This is a genomic window from Phycicoccus flavus, assembly GCF_004025965.2.
Classification (GTDB): Bacteria; Actinomycetota; Actinomycetes; order Actinomycetales; family Dermatophilaceae; genus Phycicoccus; species Phycicoccus flavus.
This window is the reverse complement of sequence record NZ_SAYU02000070.1, coordinates 1-21843: the sequence shown is the minus strand read 5'-3', so window position 1 is coordinate 21843 and position 21843 is coordinate 1. Positions and strand designations below refer to the sequence as shown.

Sequence of the window (21843 nt, the reverse complement as noted above, 5' to 3'; positions counted from 1 at the left end):
ACATGCGGGCAGGCTCCCTATACTCGCCGTCGTGCCCGGACGGCTCCGGGGACGCGCCGCCTTAGCTCAGTCGGCCAGAGCGATTCACTCGTAATGAATAGGTCGTCGGTTCGATTCCGACAGGCGGCTCCACCGCAGGACACCGGGTCAGGCCCCCTCGACATCTCGAGGGGGCCTCTGCGTCTCCTCGTCGCCCGGGGCTCGAGGGTCGGGACCGGCGAGCGCGTGACGGCGGACCCGACCCGCACGACGTGTCGCCGCCGGGGACCGGCCGTCCGTCCCCGCCGGTCACCAGGGGAGGGGCAGACCGTCCCGGAAGAACCCACCGCTCGGACCGTCGTCGGGCAGGGTGGCCGCCCAGACGATGCCCGCGGCGCCCTCGGCGACGGGACGGGCGCCCATCTGCTCCGCACCCTCGAAGGTCGCGGTGAGTCCCGGGCAGACGGCGTTGACGAGGACGGCGGAGTCGGCGAGCTCGGCGGCCAAGGTGCTCGTCAGCGCCAGCAACGCCGCCTTGCTGATGCCGTAGCTGGCCGCGGCTCCCGACCGTGTGGTGAGGCCGAAGGCCTCGTCCCCGTGGGACCCCCCGCCGCTCGACACGTTGACGAGTCGTGGGTGCGCGCTGCGCCGCAGGAGGGGGACCGCGGCCTGCGCGACGAGCCAGGGGCCGAAGAGGTTCGTCTCCATGACCCGGCGAGCGGCGTCGAGGTCCGCCGACAGGCCGGTCTCGGCCCAGTCGACGTACGCGGCGGCGTTGTTCACGAGGACGTCGAGGCCGCCGCGATCCAGGGCGTCGACGACGGCGTTCACGGTGTCCGGCACCGTCACGTCAAGGGCATGACCCTCGTGGCCGCTGCCGGGCAGGGCGCGTGCGACCTCGACGGCGCGGTCGGCGTCGCGCGCGGTGACGACGACCCGGAGACCGTGCTCGGCCAGGCGACGGGCCACCTCGGCGCCGATCCCCCGCGAGGCGCCGGTGACGAGAGCAGTCGGATTCTCCACGAGACACGCTCCAGGTTGAGACGGATTCGTCACAACGCGCCTAGGCTAGTCCGGTGAGCGCACGGCGACAAGCCCCCCCACGAGCCCCACGCCTCGGCGTGGACGAGCGACGGAGGCGCGTCCTCGAGGTCGCCACCCGTCTCTTCACCGAGCACGGTGTGCACGCCGTGGGGATGGACCGGCTCGTCGAGGAGACCGGGCTGGCCAAGATGAGCGTGTACCGCGTGTTCCCGACCAAGGACGACCTCGTCGGGGCCTACCTCCAGGAGCTCGCGGTGCAGATCCTGGACCTGGTCGACCGGGACATCGCCCGGGCAGCGACGCCGGCCGACGCCCTGCACGCCGTCCTGGACGGCGTCGCGGCCGACCTGCGGCGACCGGGCTTCCGCGGCTGCCCGTTCGGCAACGCCGCCGCCGAGTTCGACGACCCGGACCACGCGGCCCGCCGGACGGCCCGCGAGTACCGGCAGGCCCTGCTGGACCGGCTGGACGCGACCGCTCGCCGGCTGGACCCGGTCGAGGGCCGGCGTCTCGCACGCCGGCTCGCGGCCCTCGTCGACGGTGCGTACCTCAGCACCGCCCACCTCGGTCCCGACGGTCCGGGAGCGGAGGCGGTCGATCTGGCGCACGAGCTCGTCGACGCCGTGGCGGCGTCCGCGCGGGGTTAGCCTCGGAGGATGACGGAGCGCGTGGTCGAGGTCGTCGGGGTGTACAACGCCGACGGCGGAGTGCTGGGGGAGCTGGCGTACGCGGTCGGTCACCTCACCGGTCGGACGTCCTGCGGGCTGTGCGACGCCACCCACCGCGGGGTGCGGCGCAAGCCGGCCTGGGACGAGATGACCGCGGGGCTGCCGGTCCCGGTGCGCCTCGTGCACCGCAACGAGACGACCGACGCCGAGCGTGCGGCCGCCGAGCGCGCCGGGCTGCCGGTCGTCCTCGGCGTGCGCGGCGACGGGTCGCTCACCACCCTGGTGCCACCTGACCGGCTGGCCGCGGCGCACGGGTCGGTCGACGACGTCGGTGACGCGATCCGCTCCGCCCTGGACGACGAGGGCGTCGCGTGAGCCGCCCCCGCCGCCAGGAGCCCGGTCCCGGCCAGGAGTCGGTGTGGGACTACCCGCGCCCGCCGGCGATCGACGCCAGCGGCGAGTCGGTGGAGATCTGGCTGGGCGGGGAGCGCGTCGCGGCCTCGACCAGGCCGCTGCGCGTGCTCGAGACGAGCCATCCGCCGACGTACTACCTGCCCGCGGAGGACTTCGTGGACGGCGCGCTGCTGCGGTGCGCCGGGGCGTCGCTGTGCGAGTGGAAGGGGCAGGCGGCGTACTTCGACGTCCTCGGCGGCGACCGGGTGGCCGAGCGCGCGGCGTGGACGTACCCGACGCCGGCGCCGGCGTTCGAGGTCATCCGCGACCACGTCGCCGTCATGCCCGGGGCGGTCGACCGCTGCACCGTCGACGGCGCGGTCGTCACCCCGCAGGCAGGCGGCTTCTACGGCGGCTGGGTCACCGCGCGCGTCGTCGGCCCGTTCAAGGGCGAGCCCGGCACCTGGGGCTGGTGACGACTTTCCCGCCCCATCCGGGAACACAGGGGTTCGCCGGGGAAGACCAGCCCTGCGAACCCCGGGTTTCCCGGATGGGGCGGGAAAGTCGGGGTTCGCAAGGGAAGGCCGCCCGGGTCGACCCGAAGGTTCCGGGATCAGGCGAGGAAGTTCGGGTTCGCGGGGGTTCGGTGGGGGTGCAGACCTGAAGGTTGCGGGATCAGGCGAGAAAGTTCGGGTTCGCCGGGGTTCGGTGGGGGTGCGGACCTGAAGGTTGCGGGGTCAGGCGAGGAAGTTGTGACGGGTGGGGTTGCTCGTCGCCGGGGGGGGGGGCGACGGCGGGGTCACTCGTCGGTGAGGGGCTGGTCCTTGGTCGCGAGCTCGGCGCGCGCCTTCTCGGCGGCGGCCTCGATCTCCTCGCGGGTGTGCGCCGACTTCACGGCGTCCATGACCTCGGGCGAGGGCGCCGGCGCGTGCGGGGGCATCCGCCAGCGGGCGGTGGTGAGCCCCGCGGCCTCGGCCCGCTGGAGGGCCTCGCGAATGCACTCCTCGGCCTCGTCGCGGCCGGCCCAGTGGGCGCCCTCGACGGACTTGCCGGGCTCGAGGTCCTTGTAGGTCTCGAAGAAGTGCTGGATCTCCAGCTGGTCGAACTCGGTGATGTCGCTCAGCTCGCTGATGTGCGCCTTGCGCGGGTCGCCGGCCGGGATGCAGAGGATCTTGTCGTCGCCGCCGGCCTCGTCGCGCATGTGGAACATGCCGATCGGCCGGGCGCGCACGATGCAGCCGGGGAAGGTGGGCTCGTCGAGCAGCACCAGTGCGTCCAGCGGGTCGCCGTCCTCGCCGAGCGAGTCCTCGATGTACCCGTAGTCCGACGGGTACGACATCGCCGTGAAGAGCATCCGGTCCAGCCGGATCCGCCCCGTCTCGTGGTCGACCTCGTACTTGTTGCGGTGACCCTTCGGGATCTCGATGGTGACGTCGAACTCCACGCCTGCCTGCCCTCTCCGTCGTCCTGCCGGTGACCTACCCTCGACGCACAGTCTGGCGCATCGGCCGTGCGGGGCACGAAGGGAGAGCGGGTGAGACGGGTCATGCTCGCCGGCACGCTGGCGGTCGGGCTGGTCGCCGCCGGTGGCTACGTGACCGCCGACGTGCTCGACCTCGTCCCGGGCGTCCTCACCCGCGCCGCTCCCACCCCGCGTCCGACGCCCGCCGCGACACCGCAGGACCCCGGCGCCGACCCGGTACCCGCGATCCTCCCGACCGCCGCCGCCGTCCCCGACCCCGCCCTCACCGACACCGGCGCCGACGCCCCCGTCCCCACCCGCGCCGGGCTGCAGCGCGCGGTCCGCCGGGCCACCACCGACGACGCCCTCGACGACGGGGTCGGGCTCACCGTCCGCGACGGCGTGACCGGCCGGGAGCTGTACGCCGTCGCCGGACGCACCCCCCGGGTGCCCGCGTCCACGGCGAAGCTGCTCTCCGCGCTGGCCGTCGCCGACACCCTCGACCTCGACGGTCGCATCCCGACCGCCGTCGTGCGAGCGCCCGGCACGCCCGACCTCGTCCTCGTGGCCCGCGGCGACATGCTGCTGGCCGACGACGCGGGCCGGCCCTCGGCGGTCGTCGGCCGTGCGGGGCTCGGCGACCTCGCCGACCAGGTCGTCCGCGCGCTGCGCGACGCCGGCGACGCCCGGCAGCGCGACTTCACCCTGCGGCTCGACCTGTCCTTCGCCCGCGGGCCGAGGATCCCGCCGACCTGGAACCCGCACGACGTGCGCGACGGCTTCGCCGGCCCGGTGGCGATGACCGGGCTCGCGTCGCGCCAGGCCGCCGTCCTCGACCCCGCGCCGGACCGCCCCGAGGTCGTCGTCGCCCGGGCCCTGCGCGACCTGCTCGCCGACCGCGGCGTCACCGTCCGCCTCCGGCCCGAGCGCACCTGGGCCCGCGCGGCCCCGGAGGGCGCCGACGAGCTCGGGGTCGTCGAGTCCGCCACGTACGGCCGGCTGCTCGACCACGCGCTGGAGGTCAGCGACAACACCCTGGCCGAGAGCCTCGTGCGGCAGGCGGCCGCCACCACCGGCGCGCCGACCTCCGGGCGCACCGCGACCGGCGACTTCGTCCGCTCGCGGTTACGCGCCGACGGGATCCCGGTGCCCGGGCTGCGGCTCAAGGACGCCAGCGGCCTCAGCCCCGGCCAGCGGGTCGCGCCCGACACCCTCGGCGCCGTCCTGGCCCGGGCCGTCGACGGCGGGTCGGCGCCGCTGGCCCGGGTCGTCGCCGGCCTCCCGGTCTCCGGCCTCGAGGGCACCCTGAGCGCGCGGTTCACCGAGGACGCCACCCGCGACGTCCTCGGGGTGCCCCGGGCCAAGACCGGCACCCTGCGGCAGGGCTCCTCGCTCGCCGGCACCACGGTCACCGCCGACGGCCGGCCCCTGCTGTTCGCCGTCCAGGTCGACGGGTACCCCCAGACCTACGACGGAACGCTGCGTGCCCGCGCCGCGTTGGATGGCGTCGTGGCCGCCCTGACCCGATGTGGCTGCCGGTGACCACCGTGATGAGAGGCTGAGTCCGTGGGATACGTCGACTGGGAGTTCGCGAAGACGACGGGCCGAGCGCTCGTCCCGGCCGGGCCGGTGGTCTCGCCCGGCGAGGCGCGGGCCGAGGTGGAGGCGATCCGCGCGGCGGCCCGGTCGGCCCGGGAGCCGGTGGCCGAGACCGCCCGGATGCAGACGCCCCCCGACGCGCCCGAGGCGCTCGTCGTCGACCGCGCCACGTGGATCGCCGTCAACGTCGACTCCATGGCCGCGCTGCTGGACCCCGCCGTCGACGCCATCGTCAGCAAGCGCGGCGTCACCGTCGGCCCCGCCGCCCAGGCCGTCGGCGGCAAGGTCACCGGCGCCGAGGCCGGGGCGCTGCTGTCGTTCATGGCCAACAAGGTGCTCGGCCAGTACGACATCGCCCCCAACGGCACCCCGAACCTCCTCCTCGTCGCCCCGAACCTCATGGCCACCGCCACCGAGCTCGGCGTCGACCGCGCGGACTTCCGCACCTGGGTGTGCATGCACGAGGAGACCCACCGGGTGCAGTTCACGGCGACGCCGTGGCTGCGCGAGCACGTCATCGGCGAGGCCCGGCACCTGGCCATCGACCTCGCGCCCGACCAGGAGCGCCTCCAGGAGATCGCCTCCCGGCTCACCGAGCGCCTGCCCGAGCTCTTCGCCGAGGGCAGCACCGGCATCGCCGACCTCTTCACGACGCCCGAGCAGCGCGAGCAGATGGCGCGGCTCACCGCCGTCATGTCGCTGCTCGAGGGCCACGCCGACGTCGTCATGGACGACGTCGGCCCCCAGCACGTCCCGAGCGTCGCCGAGATCCGCCGCCGCTTCACCGACCGTCGCCGGGGCGCCGGCGCCGCCGACCGGCTGCTGCGCCGCCTCCTCGGCCTCGAGGCGAAGATGCGGCAGTACCGCGACGGCGCCGTGTTCGTCCGCGGTGTGCAGGAGAAGGTCGGGGTCGACGGCTTCAACGCCGTGTGGACCTCGCCGGACACGCTGCCGCAGCCGCGCGAGATCGCCGACCCCGCCGCCTGGGTCCGCCGCGTCCACGGCTGACCGCCGCCGCGATGCCCCGGGCCCACGGCCGGCCGCACCCCGCGGTGGCCGCCGCCCGGTCGGCCGTGCTCGCCGCCCTGTCCGGCACCGCGCCCGACGACCTCGTCCTCGCCGCGTGCAGCGGGGGAGCGGACTCGACCGCCCTGGCCGACGCGCTCGCCTTCGTCGCCCAGGCCGAGCGGCGCCGCGCCGGCGCGGTCGTCGTCGACCACGGGCTGCAGGAGGGCTCGGCCGCCGTCGCGCGGCGGACCGGTGAGGCGCTGCGGGCGCTCGGGCTGGACCCGGTCGAGGTCGTGACGGTGGCGGTGGACCCCGCCGGCGCCGGGGTCGAGGCCGCCGCCCGCGCCGCGCGCTACGCCGCGCTGGACGCCGTCGCCGACCGGCTCGGGGCGCGACTGGTCCTCCTCGGCCACACCCGCGACGACCAGGCCGAGCAGGTGCTGCTCGGCCTGGCCCGGGGCAGCGGCGCGCGGAGCCTGGCCGGGATGCCCGCCGCCCGCGGCCGGTACCGCCGTCCGCTGCTCGCGCTGGGGCGCGACGAGACCCGGGCGGCCTGCGCCGCCGAGGACCGCACCTGGTGGGAGGACCCGATGAACGACGACCCGGCCTTCGCCCGGGTCCGGGCCCGCCGGGCCCTCGCGGACCTCGAGGCCGACCTCGGCCCGGGCTTGGCGGCCGCCCTGGCCCGCAGCGCCGACCTGCTGCGCGACGACGCCGACCACCTCGAGGCCCTGGCCGCCGAGGCGTCGGCGACCCTCGGTCCGCCCCCGTGGCAGGAGGCCGACCTCCTCGACCTGCCGCGCGCCGTCCGCACCCGGGTGTGGCGCTCCGCGCTCGTCGACGCCGGCGCCCCCGCGGGGCAGGTCTCGGCGCGGCACGTCGACGCCTGCGACCGGCTGCTCACCGCCTGGCACGGGCAGGGCGCGGTCCACGCCCCCGGCGGGGTCCGGGTGCGCCGATCCGGTCACCGGGTGTCCATCGACACCGCCGCTCGGGTTGAATAGCCCCGACCCGCCCCGTCGACCAGGAGCCGCAGTGGACGCCGCCCACATGGGAGCAGACCTCGAGAAAGTCCTCATCACCGAGGAGGAGATCCACGCCAAGCTCGAGGAGCTCGCCGGGCTCGTCCGGGAGCGCTACGAAGGCCAGGACCTGCTGCTCGTCGGCGTCCTCAAGGGCGCCGTCATGGTCATGGCCGACCTCATGCGCGCCCTGCCGTACTCGGTGCCGGTCGACTGGATGGCGGTCTCGTCCTACGGCTCGGGCACCAAGAGCAGCGGCGTCGTGCGGATCCTCAAGGACCTCGACACCGACATCACCGACCGGCACGTGCTCATCGTCGAGGACATCATCGACTCCGGGCTCACCCTGTCGTGGATCAAGGCCAACCTCGAGTCCCGCAGCCCCGCCTCGGTGGAGATCTGCACCCTGCTGCGCAAGCCCGACGCGGCCAAGGTCGACGTCGACGTGCAGTGGGTCGGCTTCGACATCCCCAACGAGTTCGTCGTCGGCTACGGCCTCGACTACGCCGAGCGCTACCGCGGCCTGCGGGTGGTCGGCACGCTCGCGCCGCACGTCTACAGCTGACGCGGGTTCTCCCGACGGAACACCGGGCGTGGCGGGCTCGTTGCTAGCGTGTACCAGTCCGGGTCGGTGATCGTCCCGGTCCCGCTGACTTCGAGCAGGAGGGTCGGGGCGCTCGCCCCGTAACCAGATGGACGTCAAACGCATTCTCCGCGCGCCGGTGTTCTGGGTGCTCGCCGCGCTCGCCCTGCTCCTCATCGTCTTCACGGTGGGCGGCAACGGCGGCTACACGACGATCACGACCGCGCAGGCCCAGAAGCTCATCACCGAGAAGAAGGTGGAGACGGCGGTGATGACCACCGACAACGTCCTCACCCTCGACCTCAAGTCCGGTCAGTCCTTCTCCGACCCGAGCACGAACGTCAGCGACGCCACGAAGGTGCGCGCCGAGTACGTCGACGCCCGGGCCCCGCAGCTGATCGAGGAGCTCGACGCCAACCTGCCCGACGGCTACAACGACAAGGTCGAGGGCGACAACGCCTTCTGGACCATCTTCATCAGCTTCTTCCCCGTCCTCCTGCTCGTCGGCCTCTTCTGGTGGCTGATGACCCAGGCCCAGGGCGGCGGCAACCGGGTCATGCAGTTCGGCAAGTCCCGGGCCAAGCTCGCGACCAAGGACACCCCGAAGGTGACCTTCGCCGACGTCGCCGGCGCCGACGAGGCCGTCGAGGAGCTCCACGAGATCGTCGACTTCCTCCGCGAGCCCGCGAAGTTCCTCGCCGTCGGCGCGAAGATCCCCAAGGGCGTGCTGCTCTACGGCCAGCCCGGCACCGGCAAGACCCTGCTGGCCCGCGCCGTGGCCGGCGAGGCCGGCGTGCCGTTCTACTCGATCTCCGGCTCGGACTTCGTCGAGATGTTCGTCGGTGTCGGCGCCAGCCGCGTCCGCGACCTCTTCGAGCAGGCCAAGTCCAACGCCCCCGCCATCGTCTTCGTCGACGAGATCGACGCCGTCGGCCGCCACCGCGGCGCCGGCCTCGGCGGTGGGCACGACGAGCGCGAGCAGACCCTCAACCAGCTGCTCGTCGAGATGGACGGCTTCGACGTCAAGACCAACGTCATCCTCATCGCGGCGACGAACCGCCCGGACATCCTCGACCCCGCGCTGCTGCGCCCGGGCCGCTTCGACCGCCAGGTCGCGGTCGAGAACCCGGACATGATCGGCCGGCACAAGATCCTCCAGGTGCACTCGCAGGGCAAGCCGATGGCCGCCGGCGTCGACCTGCTGGCCGTCGCCCGCCGCACCCCGGGCATGACCGGCGCCGACCTGGCCAACGTCCTCAACGAGGCCGCGCTGCTCACCGCCCGCAGCAGCAAGAAGCTCATCGACGACGAGGTCCTCGACGAGGCCATCGACCGCGTCATCGCCGGCCCGCAGAAGCGGACCCGCATCATGTCCGCGGCCGAGCGGAAGATGACGGCCTACCACGAGGGCGGCCACGCGCTCGTCGCCGCCGGCATGAACCACCTCGACCCGGTGACCAAGGTGACGATCCTGCCCCGCGGGCGCGCCCTCGGCTACACGATGGTCATGCCGCTGGACGACAAGTACTCGACGACCCGCAACGAGATCCTCGACCAGCTCGCCTACGCGCTCGGCGGCCGGGTCGCGGAGGAGATCATCTTCCACGACCCGACGACCGGCGCCTCGAACGACATCGAGAAGGCGACGGCGATGGCCCGCAAGATGGTCACCGAGTTCGGCATGTCCGAGCGGGTCGGGGCCATCAAGCTCGGCCAGAGCCAGGGCGAGCCGTTCCTCGGGCGCGACATGGGCCACCAGCGCGACTACTCCGAGCAGGTCGCCTCCGTCGTCGACGAGGAGGTGCGCAAGCTCATCGACTCCGCGCACGACGAGGCCTGGCACGTCGTCAACGACAACCGCAAGATCCTCGACACCCTCGTCCTGGAGCTCCTCGAGCGGGAGACCCTCAACGCCAAGGACCTCGAGGAGATCTTCAAGGACATCGTCAAGCGGCCGCAGCGGCCGACCTGGCTGTCCAGCGAGCACCGCACCCTCTCCGACATCCCGCCGGTCCTCACCCCGGCCGAGCAGGCCGCGCTCAACGGGCACCACGGCGCCAACGGTGCCAACGGCTCGGGCGCACCCGAGGGCTCCACGGTGACGCCGGGCGACCCGCGCACCGAGGCCGAGATCGACGAGCGGGCCCGCGCCGGGGCGCGCACGACGCCGGACGAGAACCCGCCGACCGAGACCGTCGAGGTTCCGGAGGGTGGGCGTGTCGAGCCCTGAGGCCGACCTCGACCTCGCGCCGGCCGCGACGGCCACCTCGACCGGCGCGGCGACCCGCCCGCCGGTCGACGTGCCCCGGGCGCAGGCCGCGGTCCGTGAGTTCCTCCTCGCCATCGGGGAGGACCCGGACCGCGACGGCCTGCGCGACACCCCCGCCCGGGTGGCCAAGGCGGCCCACGAGCTCTACGCCGGCCTGTGGCAGGACCCGGCCGAGGTGCTGTCGGCGACGTTCCCGATCGAGCACGAGGAGCTCGTCATCGTCCGGGACATCCCGATGTACTCGACGTGCGAGCACCACCTCCTGCCCTTCCACGGGGTCGCACACATCGGCTACATCCCGGGGGAGGACGGGCGGGTGACCGGGTTGTCCAAGCTCGGCCGGCTCGTCGAGGTGTACGCCCGCCGCCCGCAGGTGCAGGAGCAGATCACGACCCAGGTCGCCGACGCGCTCGTCACCCACCTCGGGGTGCAGGGCGCCATCGTCGTCATCGAGGCCGAGCACCTGTGCATGTCGATGCGCGGCGTCCAGAAGCCCGGCTCGCGGACCATCACCTCGGCCGTGCGCGGCCAGCTGCGGGACCCGGCGACCCGGGCGGAGGCGATGTCCCTCCTCCTCGCCGGCTCGCGGTGACCCCGCCGGTGGGCCTGCCCACCGGTCGCGACGGCCGGCCGGTCGTCGTCGGGGTCGTCAACGTCACCCCGGACTCCTTCAGCGACGGCGGCGCCTGGTTCCAGCCCGACGACGCGGTCGTGCACGGGCGGCAGCTGCGCGCGGACGGCGCCGACGTCCTCGACGTCGGCGGGGAGTCGACCCGGCCCGGCGCCGAACGGCCGTCCGAGGCCGAGGAGCTGCGGCGGGTGCTGCCCGTCGTCGAGGGCCTGGCCGCCGGGGGTCCGGTCTCCATCGACACCATGCGCGCCCCGGTGGCGGCGGCGGCGCTGGACGCGGGGGCGACGCTCGTCAACGACGTCTCCGGCGGGCTGGCGGACCCCGACATGCTGCCGCTCGTCGCCGAGCTCGGCGTGCCGTACGTCGCGATGCACTGGCGCGGGCACAGCCTGGGCATGCAGGACCGGGCGCACTACGACGACGTCGTCGCCGACGTCCTGCGCGAGCTCGGCGAGCGGGTGGAGGCGGCGCTGGCCGCCGGCGTCGAGCCCGGGAACCTCGTCCTCGACCCGGGGTTCGGGTTCGCCAAGCTGGCCCACCACAACTGGGAGCTGCTGCGGCACCTCGACGCGCTGCGGGAGCTCGGGCACCCGCTGCTCGTCGGGACCTCGCGCAAGAAGTTCCTCGGGCTCGTCGGCCGCGAGGACCGGCCCGAGCGCCCGCCACTGGACCGCGACGTCGCCACCGCCGTGACGACCGCGCACGCCGTGCGGCACGGGGCCTGGGGGGTCCGCGTGCACGACGTCGTGGCCGCGGTCGACGCCCTCGACGTCGAGGCCGCCCTGGCCCCCGGGGAGCGCCGGTGAGCCCGGCGGGCACGGCGCGGGACCGGATCGTGCTGCGCGGCGTCCGCGGGCGCGGCTTCCACGGCGTGTTCGAGCACGAGCGCCGCGAGGGGCAGGACTTCGTCGTCGACGTCGAGCTCGCCGTCGACCTCACGGCGGCCGGCGCCTCGGACGACCTCGCCGACACCGTGAACTACGGCGAGATCGGGGCGGCGGTCCTCGCGCGGATCGAGGGCGAGCCGCAGGACCTCGTCGAGCGGCTGGCCGAGCTGGTCGCCGCCGACGCCCTCGCCCACGCCGCGGTCGACGAGGTCACGGTCACCGTCCACAAGCCGCAGGCGCCGGTCGGCGTCCCCTTCGACGACGTCCTCGTCACGGTCGTGCGGAGCCGGGCGCCGGTGCCGGCGGTCGTCGCCGTGGGGGCGAACCTGCCGTGGGGGTCCAGCGGCCCGGCCGAGACGCTGGCCAGTGCGGTCGAGGCGCTCGGGCACCACCCGGCCCTCGCCGTCGAGGCGCGCTCGGTCGTCGTCGAGTCCGACCCCGTCGGCGGGCCGCCCGACCAGCCTGTCTTCGCCAACGCCGTCGTCCTCCTGCGGACCGCGCTGTCCCCGGCCTCGCTGCTGCGCGAGCTGCACGCCGTCGAGGCCGCCTTCGACCGCCGCCGCGAGGTGCGCTGGGGCGCGCGGACCCTCGACCTGGACCTCGTGCAGTACGGCGACCCCGGGCAGGACGCCGACGTGCGCTCCGCGAGCCCCCGGCTCACGCTGCCGCACCCGCGCGCCCACGAGCGCGCCTTCGTCCTCCTGCCCTGGCTGGACGCCGACCCCGAGGCGCGGCTGCGGACCGACGACGGGGTCGTGCCGGTCGCCGACCTGCTGGCGCGCGTGGACACCACCGGCGTCCGGGTGCCGCCGCGCCCGGCCGTCGCCGACGGCCCGGACCCCGCCCCCGACCCCGACCCCGACGAGAGCGAGCAGGCGTGAGCCGCGACGGCGTCCGCACCCAGACCCTCGTCGTCACCCTCGCGGTGACGACCGTGCTCGGCTACGTCGCGGGGACGGTCATCACCCGCGACGGCACGCTGCTGCAGCGTCCGCCGTGGGGCGCCGCGGTCCTGCTCGTCGTCATGGGCGGCCTCGTCCTCTGGCTGGCGCGCCCGGTGCGCCGGCACCTGCGCAGCGGCAACCGCACCTCCCTCGACGCCCTCCGCGCCGCCCGGACCGTCGTCCTCGCGCAGGCCGCCGCGCTCACGGGGGCGGCCGCCGCGGGCTGGTACCTCGGACAGGTCGTCGTCCTGCTGTCCGACCTCTCGCTCGTCGCGAACCGGGAGCGGCTGTGGTCCTTCGGCATCGCGCTCGTCGCCTCGCTCGTCCTCGCCGTGTGCGGGCTCGTGGCCCAGGCGTGGTGCCGCATCGACCCCGGCGACGACGAGGACCGCGAACCGGCCGCGCGGGACGAGCCCCGCCACCGCTGACCGGCGGACCTCAGTGACGCCGCGTCGCCGTCCGGCGACGGGCGAGGACCCCGCCGGCCAGGAGCCCGGCCCCGAGCAGTGCGGCCAGGGTCGCGGGCAAGCCCGACGGGCCGTCGTGCTCGGCGGCGTCGGTCTGCACGAGCACCGGGCGCACGGGGGCCGCGGTGACGGTGGCGGCGGGGCTCGCGGTCGCCGGTGGCGTGGCGGTCGCGGAGGGGCCGGCGGTCGTCGTCGGGGTCGACGTGGGCTCGCCCGTGGGGGTGGGCGTCGGCGTGGCGGGAGTCACCGTCAGGGTGTCGATGGCACGCACCTCGGTGGGCACTCCCGGCGCGACGGTGCAGACGAGGCCGGCGAAGTCGTCGTCCGAGACGAGTCCGAACTGGCCCGCGACGAGCGTGTAGGTGCCCGGCTCGGTCAGGGTCTCGGTGCCGTTGCGTGACCCGACGAGGGGAATGGTCATCGGCCCGGTGGCCGGGATCGGGGTCAGGGGGACGTCCATGCCGATGCTCTGCCGGCCGCCCACCACGTCCCACGGCGCCTCGACCGACGCGTAGCCGAAGAACTCGGTGTCCCCCTGGGCGCGGAGGGCGTCGACGAAGTCCTGCGGCAGGTCGAAGCGGCCCGTGGACGGGTCGAAGCCGAAGGGCTCGCCGGCCCGGACGGTGGCGCCGTCGACCAGGGCGGTGTCGAAGCGTCCGGTGCCGTCGTCGGTCCCCGTCGGGCCCCCGTCGAGGGAGACGTACCACCGGCACACGTAGGAGATGTCACCCGAGGCCGCCGACGCGGGGGAGGGCCGAGGTCGTCAGTGCGGCGGCAGCCAGGCCGAGCACGAGGAGGGGGCGGGTCAGGACGGCGTTGCGCAGCATCGACGGTCCTCGGTGTCGGGTGGCCCGGTGCGGCCCCGGGAGGCCGCCGTGCCGGACAAGGTAGCGCCCCGACACCGCCGCTGGCCCGCGCCGGCTACTTGTCGACGTCGCCGACGACGAAGAACATCGAGCCGAGCACGGCGACCATGTCGGCGACGACGCAGCCGGGCAGCACCTGGGAGAGCACCTGGACGTTGCCGAACGACGCCGAGCGCAGCTTGAGGCGCCACGGGGTCTTCTCCCCGCGGGAGACGAGGTGGTAGCCGTTGAGCCCGAGCGGGTTCTCGGTCGCCGTGTACCGCTCGCCCTCGGGGACCTTGAGGACCTTGGGCAGGCGCTGGTTGACCGGCCCCGCCGGCAGCGAGTGCAGCCGGTCCAGGCAGGCGTCGGCGAGGTCGAGGCTCACGTGCACCTGCTCGAGCAGCACCTCCAGGCGGGCCAGGCAGTCGCCCTCGGTGCGGGTGACGACGCGGCCCGGCCCGCCGGGCGCGAAGAGCTCCCCGTAGGCGAGGTAGGGGTCGTCGCGGCGCAGGTCGAGGTCGAGCCCGGAGGCTCGGGCGATGGGGCCGGAGACGCCGTAGCCGAGCACGGTCTCGGGGGTGAGGACGCCGACCCCGCGGGTGCGCGCGAGCAGGATCTCGTTGCCGACGAGCATCGACTCCAGGTCCGGCAGCCGGCGGCGGACCGCGCCGACGGCCGCCGCGACCCGGCCGAGCCAGCCGGCGGGCACGTCCTCCTTGAGGCCGCCGACCCGGTTGAACATGTAGTGCATCCGGCCGCCGGAGGCCTCCTCCATGACGGCCTGGAGCTCCTCGCGCTCGCGGAAGGCGTAGAAGATCGGGGTGATGGCGCCGAGCTCCAGAGGGTAGGAGCCGAGGAACATCAGGTGGGACAGGACGCGGTTCAGCTCGGCGAGGAGGGTGCGCAGCCACACCGCCCGCTCGGGGACCTCCATCCCGAGCATGGCCTCGACGCCGAGGACCACACCGAGCTCGGAGGAGAACGCGGACAGCCAGTCGTGCCGGTTGGCGAGGACCGTGATCTGCCGGTAGTCGCGGACCTCGAACAGCTTCTCGGCGCCGCGGTGCATGTAGCCGACGACCGGCTCGGCGGTGACGATGCGCTCGCCGTCGAGGACGACGGTGAGGCGCAGCACGCCGTGGGTGGCCGGGTGCTGCGGCCCGATGTTGAGGACCATGTCCGCCGTGGCCAGGCCCCCGGCCCCGACGGCGACCTCGAGCGCGCGGCGTTCGGCGGGGGCGTCCGGGGTCACGGCGGTCAGTCTGCCGCACCGGGTCCGGGCCGGCCGACCCGCCGGAGCACCCAGTGGAAGGCACCGAGACCGCTCGGGTCGCGCAGCACGCCGACGGTCCCGGCCCGGTTCAGCGCCGCGAGGTAGCCGAGCGGGTCGGTGCCGGCCATCGGCACCGGCGGCTGCCGACCGTCGACGCCGAGCCGCTCCAGGGCCTCGCGCTGGGTCCACCGCTCGTCCTGCTCGAGGGTGTCGACGGCGACGTGCGCGGTGACGTCGCACGAGCCGTCCGGCACCGCGGGCACGACCGTGCCGCGCCGGTGGCCGACGAGCGTGCCGTGCGGGGGCCGCCCGGCGCGGACGTGGCCGTAGTCGACGGCCAGGAGGGTGCCCCGGCGGACCCGGGCGGCGAGGGCGTCCCAGGCGCGGTCGCGGGCCAGTCCGACCTCGACGCGGGTGCCGGGTGCTGCGCCGTCGGTCGGCCAGTGCGCGGCGACCCAGGCGGCGTCCTCGGCGTCGAGGTCCGGTCCGAGCGTCTCGGCGCCGGTGCCGGCGTCGACGAGGACGACCCGCGCCCGGCCCTCGTCGTCGACCTCGGCGACGGTGCAGGGGATGACGTCCAGCCACTCGTGGGCGACGACGAGGACGTCGACGAGGTCGGTGAGCCGGTCGGGCAGCGCGTCGCCGCCGGGGGAGCGGATCCAGCGCACGGCGTCGGGCAGGCCGGGCGGGCGCTCGACGACGTCGACGCCGGTGAGCCAGAGGTCGGGGCGGTGGGCGTGCAGGGCGGTGAGCAGCTCGCCGCGGCCGGCGCCGAGGTCGAGGACCTGCACCGCGCCCTCGCGGTCGGCGAGCGCCGCGACCGCCTCCGCCAGCAGCGGTCCGAGCGGGCCGTGGGCGGACGTCGTGAAGTGACCGGCCGGCCCCTCCGCCGAACGGTAGAAGCCGGCGGGGCCGTAGAGCGCGTCCTGCCAGGCCTCGCGCCAGGGCCGGGGCTCAGCCACGGGACCGGGCGTCGTCGGGCAGGTGGAACAGCTCCTCGACGGTGGTGCCGAAGTACCGCGCCAGGGTGATCGCCAGCGGCAGGGACGGGTCGTAGCGGCCGCCCTCCAGGGAGTTGACGGTCTGCCGCGAGACGCCGAGCGCGTCGCCGAGGGCGGCCTGCGACAGCCCGCGCTCGGTGCGCAGCCGGCGGATCTCGTTGTCCATGCTCAGGACCGCCGGACGGCGACGCGGTTCGCGACGCCCCAGACCACGGCCAGGGCCACGAGGCCGAGGGCCACGGGCAGGAGGCCGGGACCGGTGTCGGTCGCGACGAGGCCGACGAACACCGCGGTGAGGCCGATCAGGGCCGCCTGGCCGACGACCGCGAAAGCCCAGGTCGAGGCGGCCCGCTCCCGCTCGTCGTAGGGCTGCACGGCGTCGACCCGTCCCGTGTCGGTGCCCGCGCCGCGGCGGGAGCGGCCGATGACGATGCCGAGGACGACGGCCATCCCGACGAGGACCACCCCCATCGTCCACACCCCGACGACGAGGCACCAGAGGCCACCCACGGTGAGGACGGTGAGGTAGAGGAGGTTGAAGGTCGAGATGCGGCGACGCGGTGCGGTCGAGGTCAGGTGGCCCGGTGTCGTGTTCATGCGGCGATCCTGTCAAGGACGCTTTCCGTATGTCAAGTCTGCTTGTCGACAAGGGTGCTTGACGCGATCATCACTCGGCGCACGCGGGTAGCGTCTGCGTCGTGGACGGCATCGAGCATCCCGCCCGGCTGACCGTCGGGGTCGTCGGCGCCGGGCGCGTCGGTGCGGTCCTCGGTGCCGCCCTGGCGCGGGCCGGGCACCGCGTCACCGGTGCGTACGCCGTGTCCGACGCCAGCCGCGCCCGGGCCGAGGCACTGCTCCCCGGCGTCCCGGTGGCCGACGTCGCCACGGTCGTCGCGGGCGCCGAGCTCGTCGTCCTCGCGGTGCCCGACGACGCGCTGCCCCATCTCGTCGCGGGTCTCGCGGCCACCGGCGGCTGGCAGGCGGGGCAGATCGTCCTGCACACGAGCGGCCGGCACGGCACCGCCGTCCTGGACCCGGTCCGGACGCACCACGCGCTGCCGCTGGCCGTCCACCCGGCGATGACGTTCATCGGCACCGCGATGGACCTGCAGCGGCTCACCGAGTGCGCCTTCGGGGTCACCGCGGACGAGCCGCTGCATCCCGTCGCCGAGGCCCTGGTCCTCGAGATGGGCGGGACGCCCGTGCGGGTGCCCGAGGAGGACCGGCTGGCCTACCACGCGGCGCTGGCGCACGGAGCCAACCACCTCGTCACGCTGACCGCGGAGGCCATGCAGGTGCTGCGCGCCGCCGGTGTCGAGGAGCCGCGCCGCATCCTCGCCCCGCTCATGCACGCCGCCCTCGACAACGCCCTGCGCACCGGCGACGCCGCCCTCACCGGACCCGTCGCCCGCGGCGACGTCGGCACCGTCGAGGCCCACCTGCGCGAGCTGGACCGACTCGCCCCCGAGGTGCGCCGCACCTACGTCGCCCTGGCCCGCGCCACCGCGCTGCGGGCACTGGACAGCGGGCGCCTGTCGCCGCAGGCCGCCGAGCCCCTGCTCGGCGTCCTCGGTCCCACCTTCCTCGCCTGATGCGCGACCTTCGGCTTCGCGCACCCTCCGAACCTGCGCGGACCCGAAGGTTCCGGGGCCCGGTCGTCGCGGGGCGTCGGCGGGGCCGCGCACGGCGGTGTCCGCCGCACGGACACGCCCGGAAACGGACGGTCGGTCGGGTTCTGCGATTCGACGACGGAGCGTCGGTCCCGGGGGCTGCGATCGCGCCGCGGTCATGGGGATCGTCAGCTTCTGCAGTGGAAGGGCCGACCATGCGCCGCGCCGTCACGTCCGTCATCACCACCGCGCTCGTCGCCGCAGGTCTCGGGGTCGCCGCCGCGCCCGCGACCCCGGCGGTGACCGTCAGCCTCGCCGGCTACACCGACATGGCCGTCGACGGAACGCACGGGCGGGTGCTCATCACGTCCGGGGACGCGACGTCCTCGATCACCGTCCTCGGGCTCGACGGCTCGCGCCAGGGCACGATCCCGGGGGTCGCCGGAGCCCAGGACATCCACCTCGCGACGGATCGGAGCGCCTTCTACGTCTCGCTGCGCTCGCAGAAGGCCATCGGGGTCATCGACGCCTCGACCCTCGCGGTGACGAAGATCGCCCTCGGGGTGTGCCCGACCTCGGTCGCGCAGCAGGACCAGGTGCTGTGGTTCACCTACTCCTGCTCGGGGCAGGACGGGATGATCGGCTCGGTCCAGCTGTCCGACGGCACCGTGACGACGGGTCTCAGCGAGCCGCGCTGGTACCTTAGCCGCGTCGAGTCCTCGCCGGGGCTGCCCGGCCGGCTCGTCGCCCGTCAGAACGGCACGCTCTTCCTCGTCGACACCACCGCCGGCGCGACCGCGCCCGTCTCCTTCGGAGCCTCGGCGAGCACCGACGCCCGCGACTTCGCCCTCACCCCGGACGGCAAGGAGGTCGTCGCCACGGACGACTCGCCCTACCGGCACGTCGGCTTCTCGACGACGGACATGACCGTGCGGACGATCTACCCCACGGCGGAGTACCCGAACGCCGTCGCCGTGCGCGGGGACGGCCTCGTGGCCGCCGGCCTGGACAACGCCTCCCGCGGGGTCTACCTCTACCGGGAGGGCAGCGCGAGCCTGTTCCGGTCCTACCGGGTGGGCGACGACGTCTACGACAGCCTCGTCCTCCGCGGGCTGGAGTTCGGCTCCCGCGACCTCTACGCCCTGTCGAGCCGCTGGGACGGCTCGGGGACCGTGGTCTGGACGCTGCAGCGGTTCACCCGAAGCGCGCGACGTCGATGACCCTCACCCGGGGTGCGACGACGTACGCCTACGGCGCGACGGCCAAGGTCACCGTGCACCTCTCCCGGCCGGGCACGACGGTGTCGGTCTACGCCAAGCCCTACGGCGGCACGAAGACGCTGCTCAAGCGGGCGGCCACCGACGCCGAGGGCAACCTCGTCGTCACGACCCCGGTCAAGGTCCGCACGACCTTCACCGCCACCTACGCGGGCGACGCGGACTACGACGCCGTGACCCGCACGGCCGCCGTCGCGGTCCGGGCCCGGGTGACCGCCACGGTCACCCGGGTCGTCGGCACGTCGGGCTCGTACAAGCTCGTGCGGGTCGGCTCGTCGCCGCGCGTGTACGGCACCGTCCGGCCGTACCACACCGGGCAGTGCGTGAGCTTCCAGGGCCAGGAGCCCACCGGCAGCGGCTGGGGCTACACCCAGAGCTCGGGCTGCGTGAAGCTCAGCTCGTCCAGCAACGCCTCCGTGTACTTCGGCTCGTCGTGGACCCGCGGCAGCCGGCTGCGGATGCGGGTGATCTGGGGCGGCGACACGAGGAACGCCAAGGCCACCTCGTCGTGGGTGTACCTCAAGTTCGTGTCCTGACCCTCCCGACCTTGCTGACCCTCCCGACCCTCCTGGCCCTCCTCGCCCCGCCGGCGAGCTTTCTCGCCTGATCCTGCGAGGTTCGGGTTCGCGCAAGAACCGAGGGTGCGCGAACCCGAAGGTTCCGGGATCAGGCGAGAAAGTTGCGCAGGGCGGCACCGGGAAAGGCTGGGCGGGGGCGACCCTCGGGACAGCGGCGGGGGGCGTGCGGAAGGATGCGGGGATGACGTCGCAGTCGCTCGACACCGCACGGACACCCACGGTCGCGATGACGCGAGCCGACCTCGAGGCCGCGCGGGCGGCGCTCCCCAGCCGGGACGTCGCCGCCGTGATGACGATGGGCGCGCTGCACGAGGGGCACGCCCAGCTCATCCGCAGCGCCCGCGAGGCCCACGACCACGTCGTCGTGACGATCTTCCTCAACCCGCTGCAGTTCGGGCCGAAGGAGGACCTCAGCCGCTACCCGCGCACCTTCGACGACGACATGGCCATCTGCACCGAGGCCGGGGTCGACCTCGTGTTCGCCCCGTCGCCCGACGTCGTCTACCCCGACGGCGACCCCGGCGTGCGCGTCTCCGCCGGGCCGCTCGGTGCCGTCCTCGAGGGCGCCGCCCGCCCCGGCCACTTCGACGGCGTCGTCACCGTCGTCGGCAAGCTGCTGCACCTCACCGGCGCCCGCAGCGCGTACTTCGGCCAGAAGGACGCCCAGCAGCTGCTCCTCATCCGGCGGATGGTGCGCGACCTCGACTTCCCCGTCGACGTCGTGGCCGTGCCGACCGTCCGCGAGCCCGACGGCCTGGCCCTGAGCAGCCGCAACACCTACCTCACCGACTCCGACCGCGAGGTCGCGCTCTGCCTCCACCGGGCGCTGCGGGCCGGGGCCGCCGCCGCGACCCTCGGGCCGTCGGCCGTCCGCCGCGCCGCCCGCGAGGTGCTCGTCGAGGAGCCGCTGGCGCTCGTCGACTACCTCGTCCTCGTCCACCCCGAGACCCTGGCCGACGTCCCCGAGTGGTACCGCGGCGAGGCGCTGCTCGCCGTCGCCGCCCGGATCGGGACGACCCGCCTCATCGACAACAGCCCGCTCGTCGTCGGCCCCGCCGGCGGCGCCCTCGAGGTCTTCTCCGACCGACCGGTGGCCCGATGAGCGGCCCGACCGCCCCGATCCCGGCCCCGCCCGTCCTGCCCCGACGGCTCGACGCCGGCGCGCCGGGGTGGAGCACCGAGGCCGACGTCGTCGTCGTCGGGTCCGGCATCGCCGGGCTCACCTGCGCGCTGCGGCTGCGCGAGCGGGTCGACCGGGTCCTGCTCGTCACCAAGACCGTGCTGTCGGCCGGCTCGACCCAGTGGGCGCAGGGCGGCATCGCCGCGGCGCTGGACCCCGAGGACACCCCCGAGGAGCACCTCGAGGACACCCTCGTCGCCGGGGTCGGGCTGTGCGACGTCGAGGCCGTCCGGGCGCTCGTCACCGAGGGCCCGGACCGGGTCCGCGAGCTCGTCGCGCTCGGGGCGCACTTCGACCTCGACGACGGCGGCGGGCTGAAGCTCACCCGCGAGGGCGGCCACCACCGCGACCGCATCGCCCACGCCGGCGGCGACGCCACCGGCGCCGAGATCAGCCGTGCCCTCATCGCCGCCCTGCAACGGGTGGTCGACGACCCGGGCATCGAGGTCGTCGAGCACGCCCTCGTCGTCGACCTGCTCACCGCCGACGACGGGGCCGTGTGCGGGGTGACGCTGCACGTCATCGGCGAGGGCCAGGTCGACGGCGTCGGCGCCGCGTACGCGCGGGCGGTCGTCCTCGCCACCGGCGGGCTGGGCCAGATCTACACCTCGACGACGAACCCGCCCGTGGCCACCGGCGACGGCACGGCCGCGGCGCTGCGGGCCGGCGCCCGCGTCACCGACCTGGAGTTCGTCCAGTTCCACCCCACGGTGCTCTTCCTCGGCGAGGGGTCGACCGGGCAGCAGCCGCTGATCTCCGAGGCCGTCCGCGGCGAGGGCGCCGTCCTCGTCGACGACCGCGGCGAGCGGATCATGGCCGGACGCCACGAGCTCGGCGACCTCGCGCCGCGCGACGTCGTCGCCCGCGGCATCCTCGACGTCATGGGCGAGCGCGGCCTGGACCACGTCTTCCTCGACGCCCGGCACCTCGGGGCCGCGTTCGTCCAGGAGCGCTTCCCCTCGATCGTCGCGCGCTGCCGCGAGCTCGGGTTCGACCCGGCCACCGACCTGCTGCCGGTGGCGCCGGCCCAGCACTACGCGTCCGGCGGGGTGGAGACCGACCTGCGCGGACGCACCTCCGTCGACGGGCTGTACGCCTGCGGCGAGGCGTCGTGCACCGG

Annotated in this window: 24 protein-coding genes and 1 tRNA gene; 18 read left to right on the top strand and 7 right to left on the bottom strand. The window is 74.8% G+C overall.

What is annotated here, in order from left to right; translation table 11 throughout:
* The first annotated feature begins 55 nt into the window (after positions 1 to 55).
* Positions 56 to 132: transfer RNA gene (locus tag EPD83_RS16705), tRNA-Thr, on the top strand.
* 156 nt (positions 133 to 288) lie between these two features.
* On the opposite strand, the gene EPD83_RS16700 is transcribed toward EPD83_RS16705, so the two are convergent.
* Positions 289 to 1002, bottom strand: a complete 714-nt coding sequence (locus EPD83_RS16700) for an SDR family NAD(P)-dependent oxidoreductase (RefSeq protein WP_165566893.1) — start codon at positions 1000 to 1002, stop codon at positions 289 to 291.
* Positions 1003 to 1100: 98 nt separating this feature from the next.
* Here EPD83_RS16700 and EPD83_RS16695 point away from each other — a divergent pair, with 98 nt between their 5' ends.
* From EPD83_RS16695 to EPD83_RS16685, 3 genes are read left to right on the top strand one after another with little or no spacing between them, the layout of a single operon-like run.
* Entirely contained in the window at positions 1101 to 1670 is a 570-nt protein-coding gene (locus EPD83_RS16695) for a TetR/AcrR family transcriptional regulator (RefSeq protein WP_165566892.1), read from the top strand.
* Between the two features lie 9 nt (positions 1671 to 1679).
* Positions 1680 to 2066, top strand: coding sequence for a hypothetical protein (locus EPD83_RS16690; protein WP_165566891.1), 387 nt, complete (start codon positions 1680 to 1682; stop codon positions 2064 to 2066).
* Positions 2063 to 2560 carry a DUF427 domain-containing protein gene (locus tag EPD83_RS16685; protein WP_165566890.1) on the top strand — a complete coding sequence of 166 codons (498 nt, stop codon included), beginning with the start codon at positions 2063 to 2065 and terminating at the stop codon, positions 2558 to 2560. Before EPD83_RS16690 ends, EPD83_RS16685 begins: the two co-directional genes overlap by 4 nt.
* A gap of 323 nt (positions 2561 to 2883) precedes the next feature.
* Here EPD83_RS16685 and EPD83_RS16680 read toward each other — a convergent pair whose 3' ends face one another.
* A complete protein-coding gene (locus EPD83_RS16680) occupies positions 2884 to 3528 on the bottom strand; it encodes an inorganic diphosphatase (RefSeq protein ID WP_165566889.1) in 645 nt (214 codons plus the stop codon).
* Between the two features lie 90 nt (positions 3529 to 3618).
* Between EPD83_RS16680 and EPD83_RS16675 the strand changes: the two genes are divergently transcribed.
* The 9 genes from EPD83_RS16675 (at position 3619) to EPD83_RS16635 (ending at position 12917) form a co-directional block, all read left to right on the top strand.
* On the top strand, positions 3619 to 5088 hold the full coding sequence (locus EPD83_RS16675; RefSeq protein ID WP_165566888.1) for a D-alanyl-D-alanine carboxypeptidase/D-alanyl-D-alanine-endopeptidase: 1470 nt from the start codon (positions 3619 to 3621) through the stop codon (positions 5086 to 5088).
* Positions 5089 to 5112: 24 nt separating this feature from the next.
* On the top strand, positions 5113 to 6153 hold the full coding sequence (locus EPD83_RS16670; RefSeq protein WP_128367915.1) for a zinc-dependent metalloprotease: 1041 nt from the start codon (positions 5113 to 5115) through the stop codon (positions 6151 to 6153).
* A gap of 11 nt (positions 6154 to 6164) precedes the next feature.
* The gene (tilS, locus tag EPD83_RS16665) at positions 6165 to 7157 is read left to right on the top strand and encodes a tRNA lysidine(34) synthetase TilS (RefSeq protein WP_165566887.1); all 993 of its coding nucleotides are present in this window, start codon (positions 6165 to 6167) and stop codon (positions 7155 to 7157) included.
* Between the two features lie 31 nt (positions 7158 to 7188).
* Complete coding sequence (gene hpt / locus EPD83_RS16660) at positions 7189 to 7740, top strand: hypoxanthine phosphoribosyltransferase (RefSeq protein ID WP_128367438.1); 552 nt, start codon at positions 7189 to 7191, stop codon at positions 7738 to 7740.
* 127 nt (positions 7741 to 7867) lie between these two features.
* The gene (ftsH, locus tag EPD83_RS16655; RefSeq protein ID WP_128367437.1) at positions 7868 to 9988 is read left to right on the top strand and encodes an ATP-dependent zinc metalloprotease FtsH; all 2121 of its coding nucleotides are present in this window, start codon (positions 7868 to 7870) and stop codon (positions 9986 to 9988) included.
* Positions 9975 to 10619, top strand: a complete 645-nt coding sequence (gene folE / locus EPD83_RS16650) for a GTP cyclohydrolase I FolE (protein WP_164896560.1) — start codon at positions 9975 to 9977, stop codon at positions 10617 to 10619. The genes ftsH and folE overlap by 14 nt, the downstream gene beginning before the upstream one ends.
* Positions 10616 to 11464 carry a dihydropteroate synthase gene (gene folP, locus EPD83_RS16645; RefSeq protein ID WP_165566886.1) on the top strand — a complete coding sequence of 283 codons (849 nt, stop codon included), beginning with the start codon at positions 10616 to 10618 and terminating at the stop codon, positions 11462 to 11464. The genes folE and folP overlap by 4 nt, the downstream gene beginning before the upstream one ends.
* Complete coding sequence (gene folB, locus EPD83_RS16640) at positions 11461 to 12426, top strand: dihydroneopterin aldolase (protein ID WP_165566885.1); 966 nt, start codon at positions 11461 to 11463, stop codon at positions 12424 to 12426. The genes folP and folB overlap by 4 nt, the downstream gene beginning before the upstream one ends.
* A complete protein-coding gene (locus EPD83_RS16635) occupies positions 12423 to 12917 on the top strand; it encodes a DUF3180 domain-containing protein (protein WP_164896597.1) in 495 nt (164 codons plus the stop codon). The genes folB and EPD83_RS16635 overlap by 4 nt, the downstream gene beginning before the upstream one ends.
* Positions 12918 to 12927: 10 nt before the next feature.
* Here EPD83_RS16635 and EPD83_RS16630 read toward each other — a convergent pair whose 3' ends face one another.
* From EPD83_RS16630 to EPD83_RS16610, 5 genes are all read right to left on the bottom strand, one after another.
* On the bottom strand, positions 12928 to 13671 hold the full coding sequence (locus EPD83_RS16630; RefSeq protein WP_128367636.1) for a DUF6801 domain-containing protein: 744 nt from the start codon (positions 13669 to 13671) through the stop codon (positions 12928 to 12930).
* 206 nt (positions 13672 to 13877) lie between these two features.
* Complete coding sequence (locus tag EPD83_RS16625; protein WP_128367639.1) at positions 13878 to 14981, bottom strand: NADH-quinone oxidoreductase subunit D; 1104 nt, start codon at positions 14979 to 14981, stop codon at positions 13878 to 13880.
* Between the two features lie 80 nt (positions 14982 to 15061).
* Complete coding sequence (locus EPD83_RS16620; protein WP_128367637.1) at positions 15062 to 16039, bottom strand: SAM-dependent methyltransferase; 978 nt, start codon at positions 16037 to 16039, stop codon at positions 15062 to 15064.
* On the bottom strand, positions 16032 to 16244 hold the full coding sequence (locus tag EPD83_RS16615) for a helix-turn-helix transcriptional regulator (protein ID WP_128367638.1): 213 nt from the start codon (positions 16242 to 16244) through the stop codon (positions 16032 to 16034). The genes EPD83_RS16620 and EPD83_RS16615 overlap by 8 nt, the downstream gene beginning before the upstream one ends.
* Before the next feature lie 2 nt (positions 16245 to 16246).
* Complete coding sequence (locus tag EPD83_RS16610; RefSeq protein WP_165566884.1) at positions 16247 to 16675, bottom strand: hypothetical protein; 429 nt, start codon at positions 16673 to 16675, stop codon at positions 16247 to 16249.
* Positions 16676 to 16785: 110 nt separating this feature from the next.
* Between EPD83_RS16610 and EPD83_RS16605 the strand changes: the two genes are divergently transcribed.
* The 5 genes from EPD83_RS16605 to EPD83_RS16585 form a co-directional block, all read left to right on the top strand.
* Positions 16786 to 17670, top strand: a complete 885-nt coding sequence (locus EPD83_RS16605; protein WP_205859569.1) for a Rossmann-like and DUF2520 domain-containing protein — start codon at positions 16786 to 16788, stop codon at positions 17668 to 17670.
* A gap of 233 nt (positions 17671 to 17903) precedes the next feature.
* A complete protein-coding gene (locus EPD83_RS16600) occupies positions 17904 to 18908 on the top strand; it encodes a hypothetical protein (RefSeq protein ID WP_128367274.1) in 1005 nt (334 codons plus the stop codon).
* Entirely contained in the window at positions 18905 to 19501 is a 597-nt protein-coding gene (locus tag EPD83_RS16595; RefSeq protein ID WP_128367275.1) for a hypothetical protein, read from the top strand. The genes EPD83_RS16600 and EPD83_RS16595 overlap by 4 nt, the downstream gene beginning before the upstream one ends.
* 223 nt (positions 19502 to 19724) lie before the next feature.
* Complete coding sequence (panC, locus tag EPD83_RS16590; protein ID WP_128367276.1) at positions 19725 to 20645, top strand: pantoate--beta-alanine ligase; 921 nt, start codon at positions 19725 to 19727, stop codon at positions 20643 to 20645.
* The coding region (locus EPD83_RS16585) for an L-aspartate oxidase (protein WP_165566883.1) at positions 20642 to 21843 on the top strand (1202 nt) is incomplete at its 3' end. The genes panC and EPD83_RS16585, both read left to right, overlap by 4 nt.

Coding starts and splice junctions, on each gene's coding strand:
- EPD83_RS16690 (WP_165566891.1), top strand. CDS start 1,680: ATGACGGAGCGCGTGGTCGAGGTCGTCGGGGTGTACAACGCCGACGGC.
- tilS (WP_165566887.1), top strand. CDS start 6,165: ATGCCCCGGGCCCACGGCCGGCCGCACCCCGCGGTGGCCGCCGCCCGG.
- ftsH (WP_128367437.1), top strand. CDS start 7,868: ATGGACGTCAAACGCATTCTCCGCGCGCCGGTGTTCTGGGTGCTCGCC.
- EPD83_RS16625 (WP_128367639.1), bottom strand. CDS start 14,981: ATGGTCCTCAACATCGGGCCGCAGCACCCGGCCACCCACGGCGTGCTG.
- EPD83_RS16615 (WP_128367638.1), bottom strand. CDS start 16,244: ATGGACAACGAGATCCGCCGGCTGCGCACCGAGCGCGGGCTGTCGCAG.
- EPD83_RS16610 (WP_165566884.1), bottom strand. CDS start 16,675: ATGAACACGACACCGGGCCACCTGACCTCGACCGCACCGCGTCGCCGC.
- EPD83_RS16600 (WP_128367274.1), top strand. CDS start 17,904: ATGCGCCGCGCCGTCACGTCCGTCATCACCACCGCGCTCGTCGCCGCA.
- EPD83_RS16595 (WP_128367275.1), top strand. CDS start 18,905: ATGACCCTCACCCGGGGTGCGACGACGTACGCCTACGGCGCGACGGCC.
- panC (WP_128367276.1), top strand. CDS start 19,725: ATGACGTCGCAGTCGCTCGACACCGCACGGACACCCACGGTCGCGATG.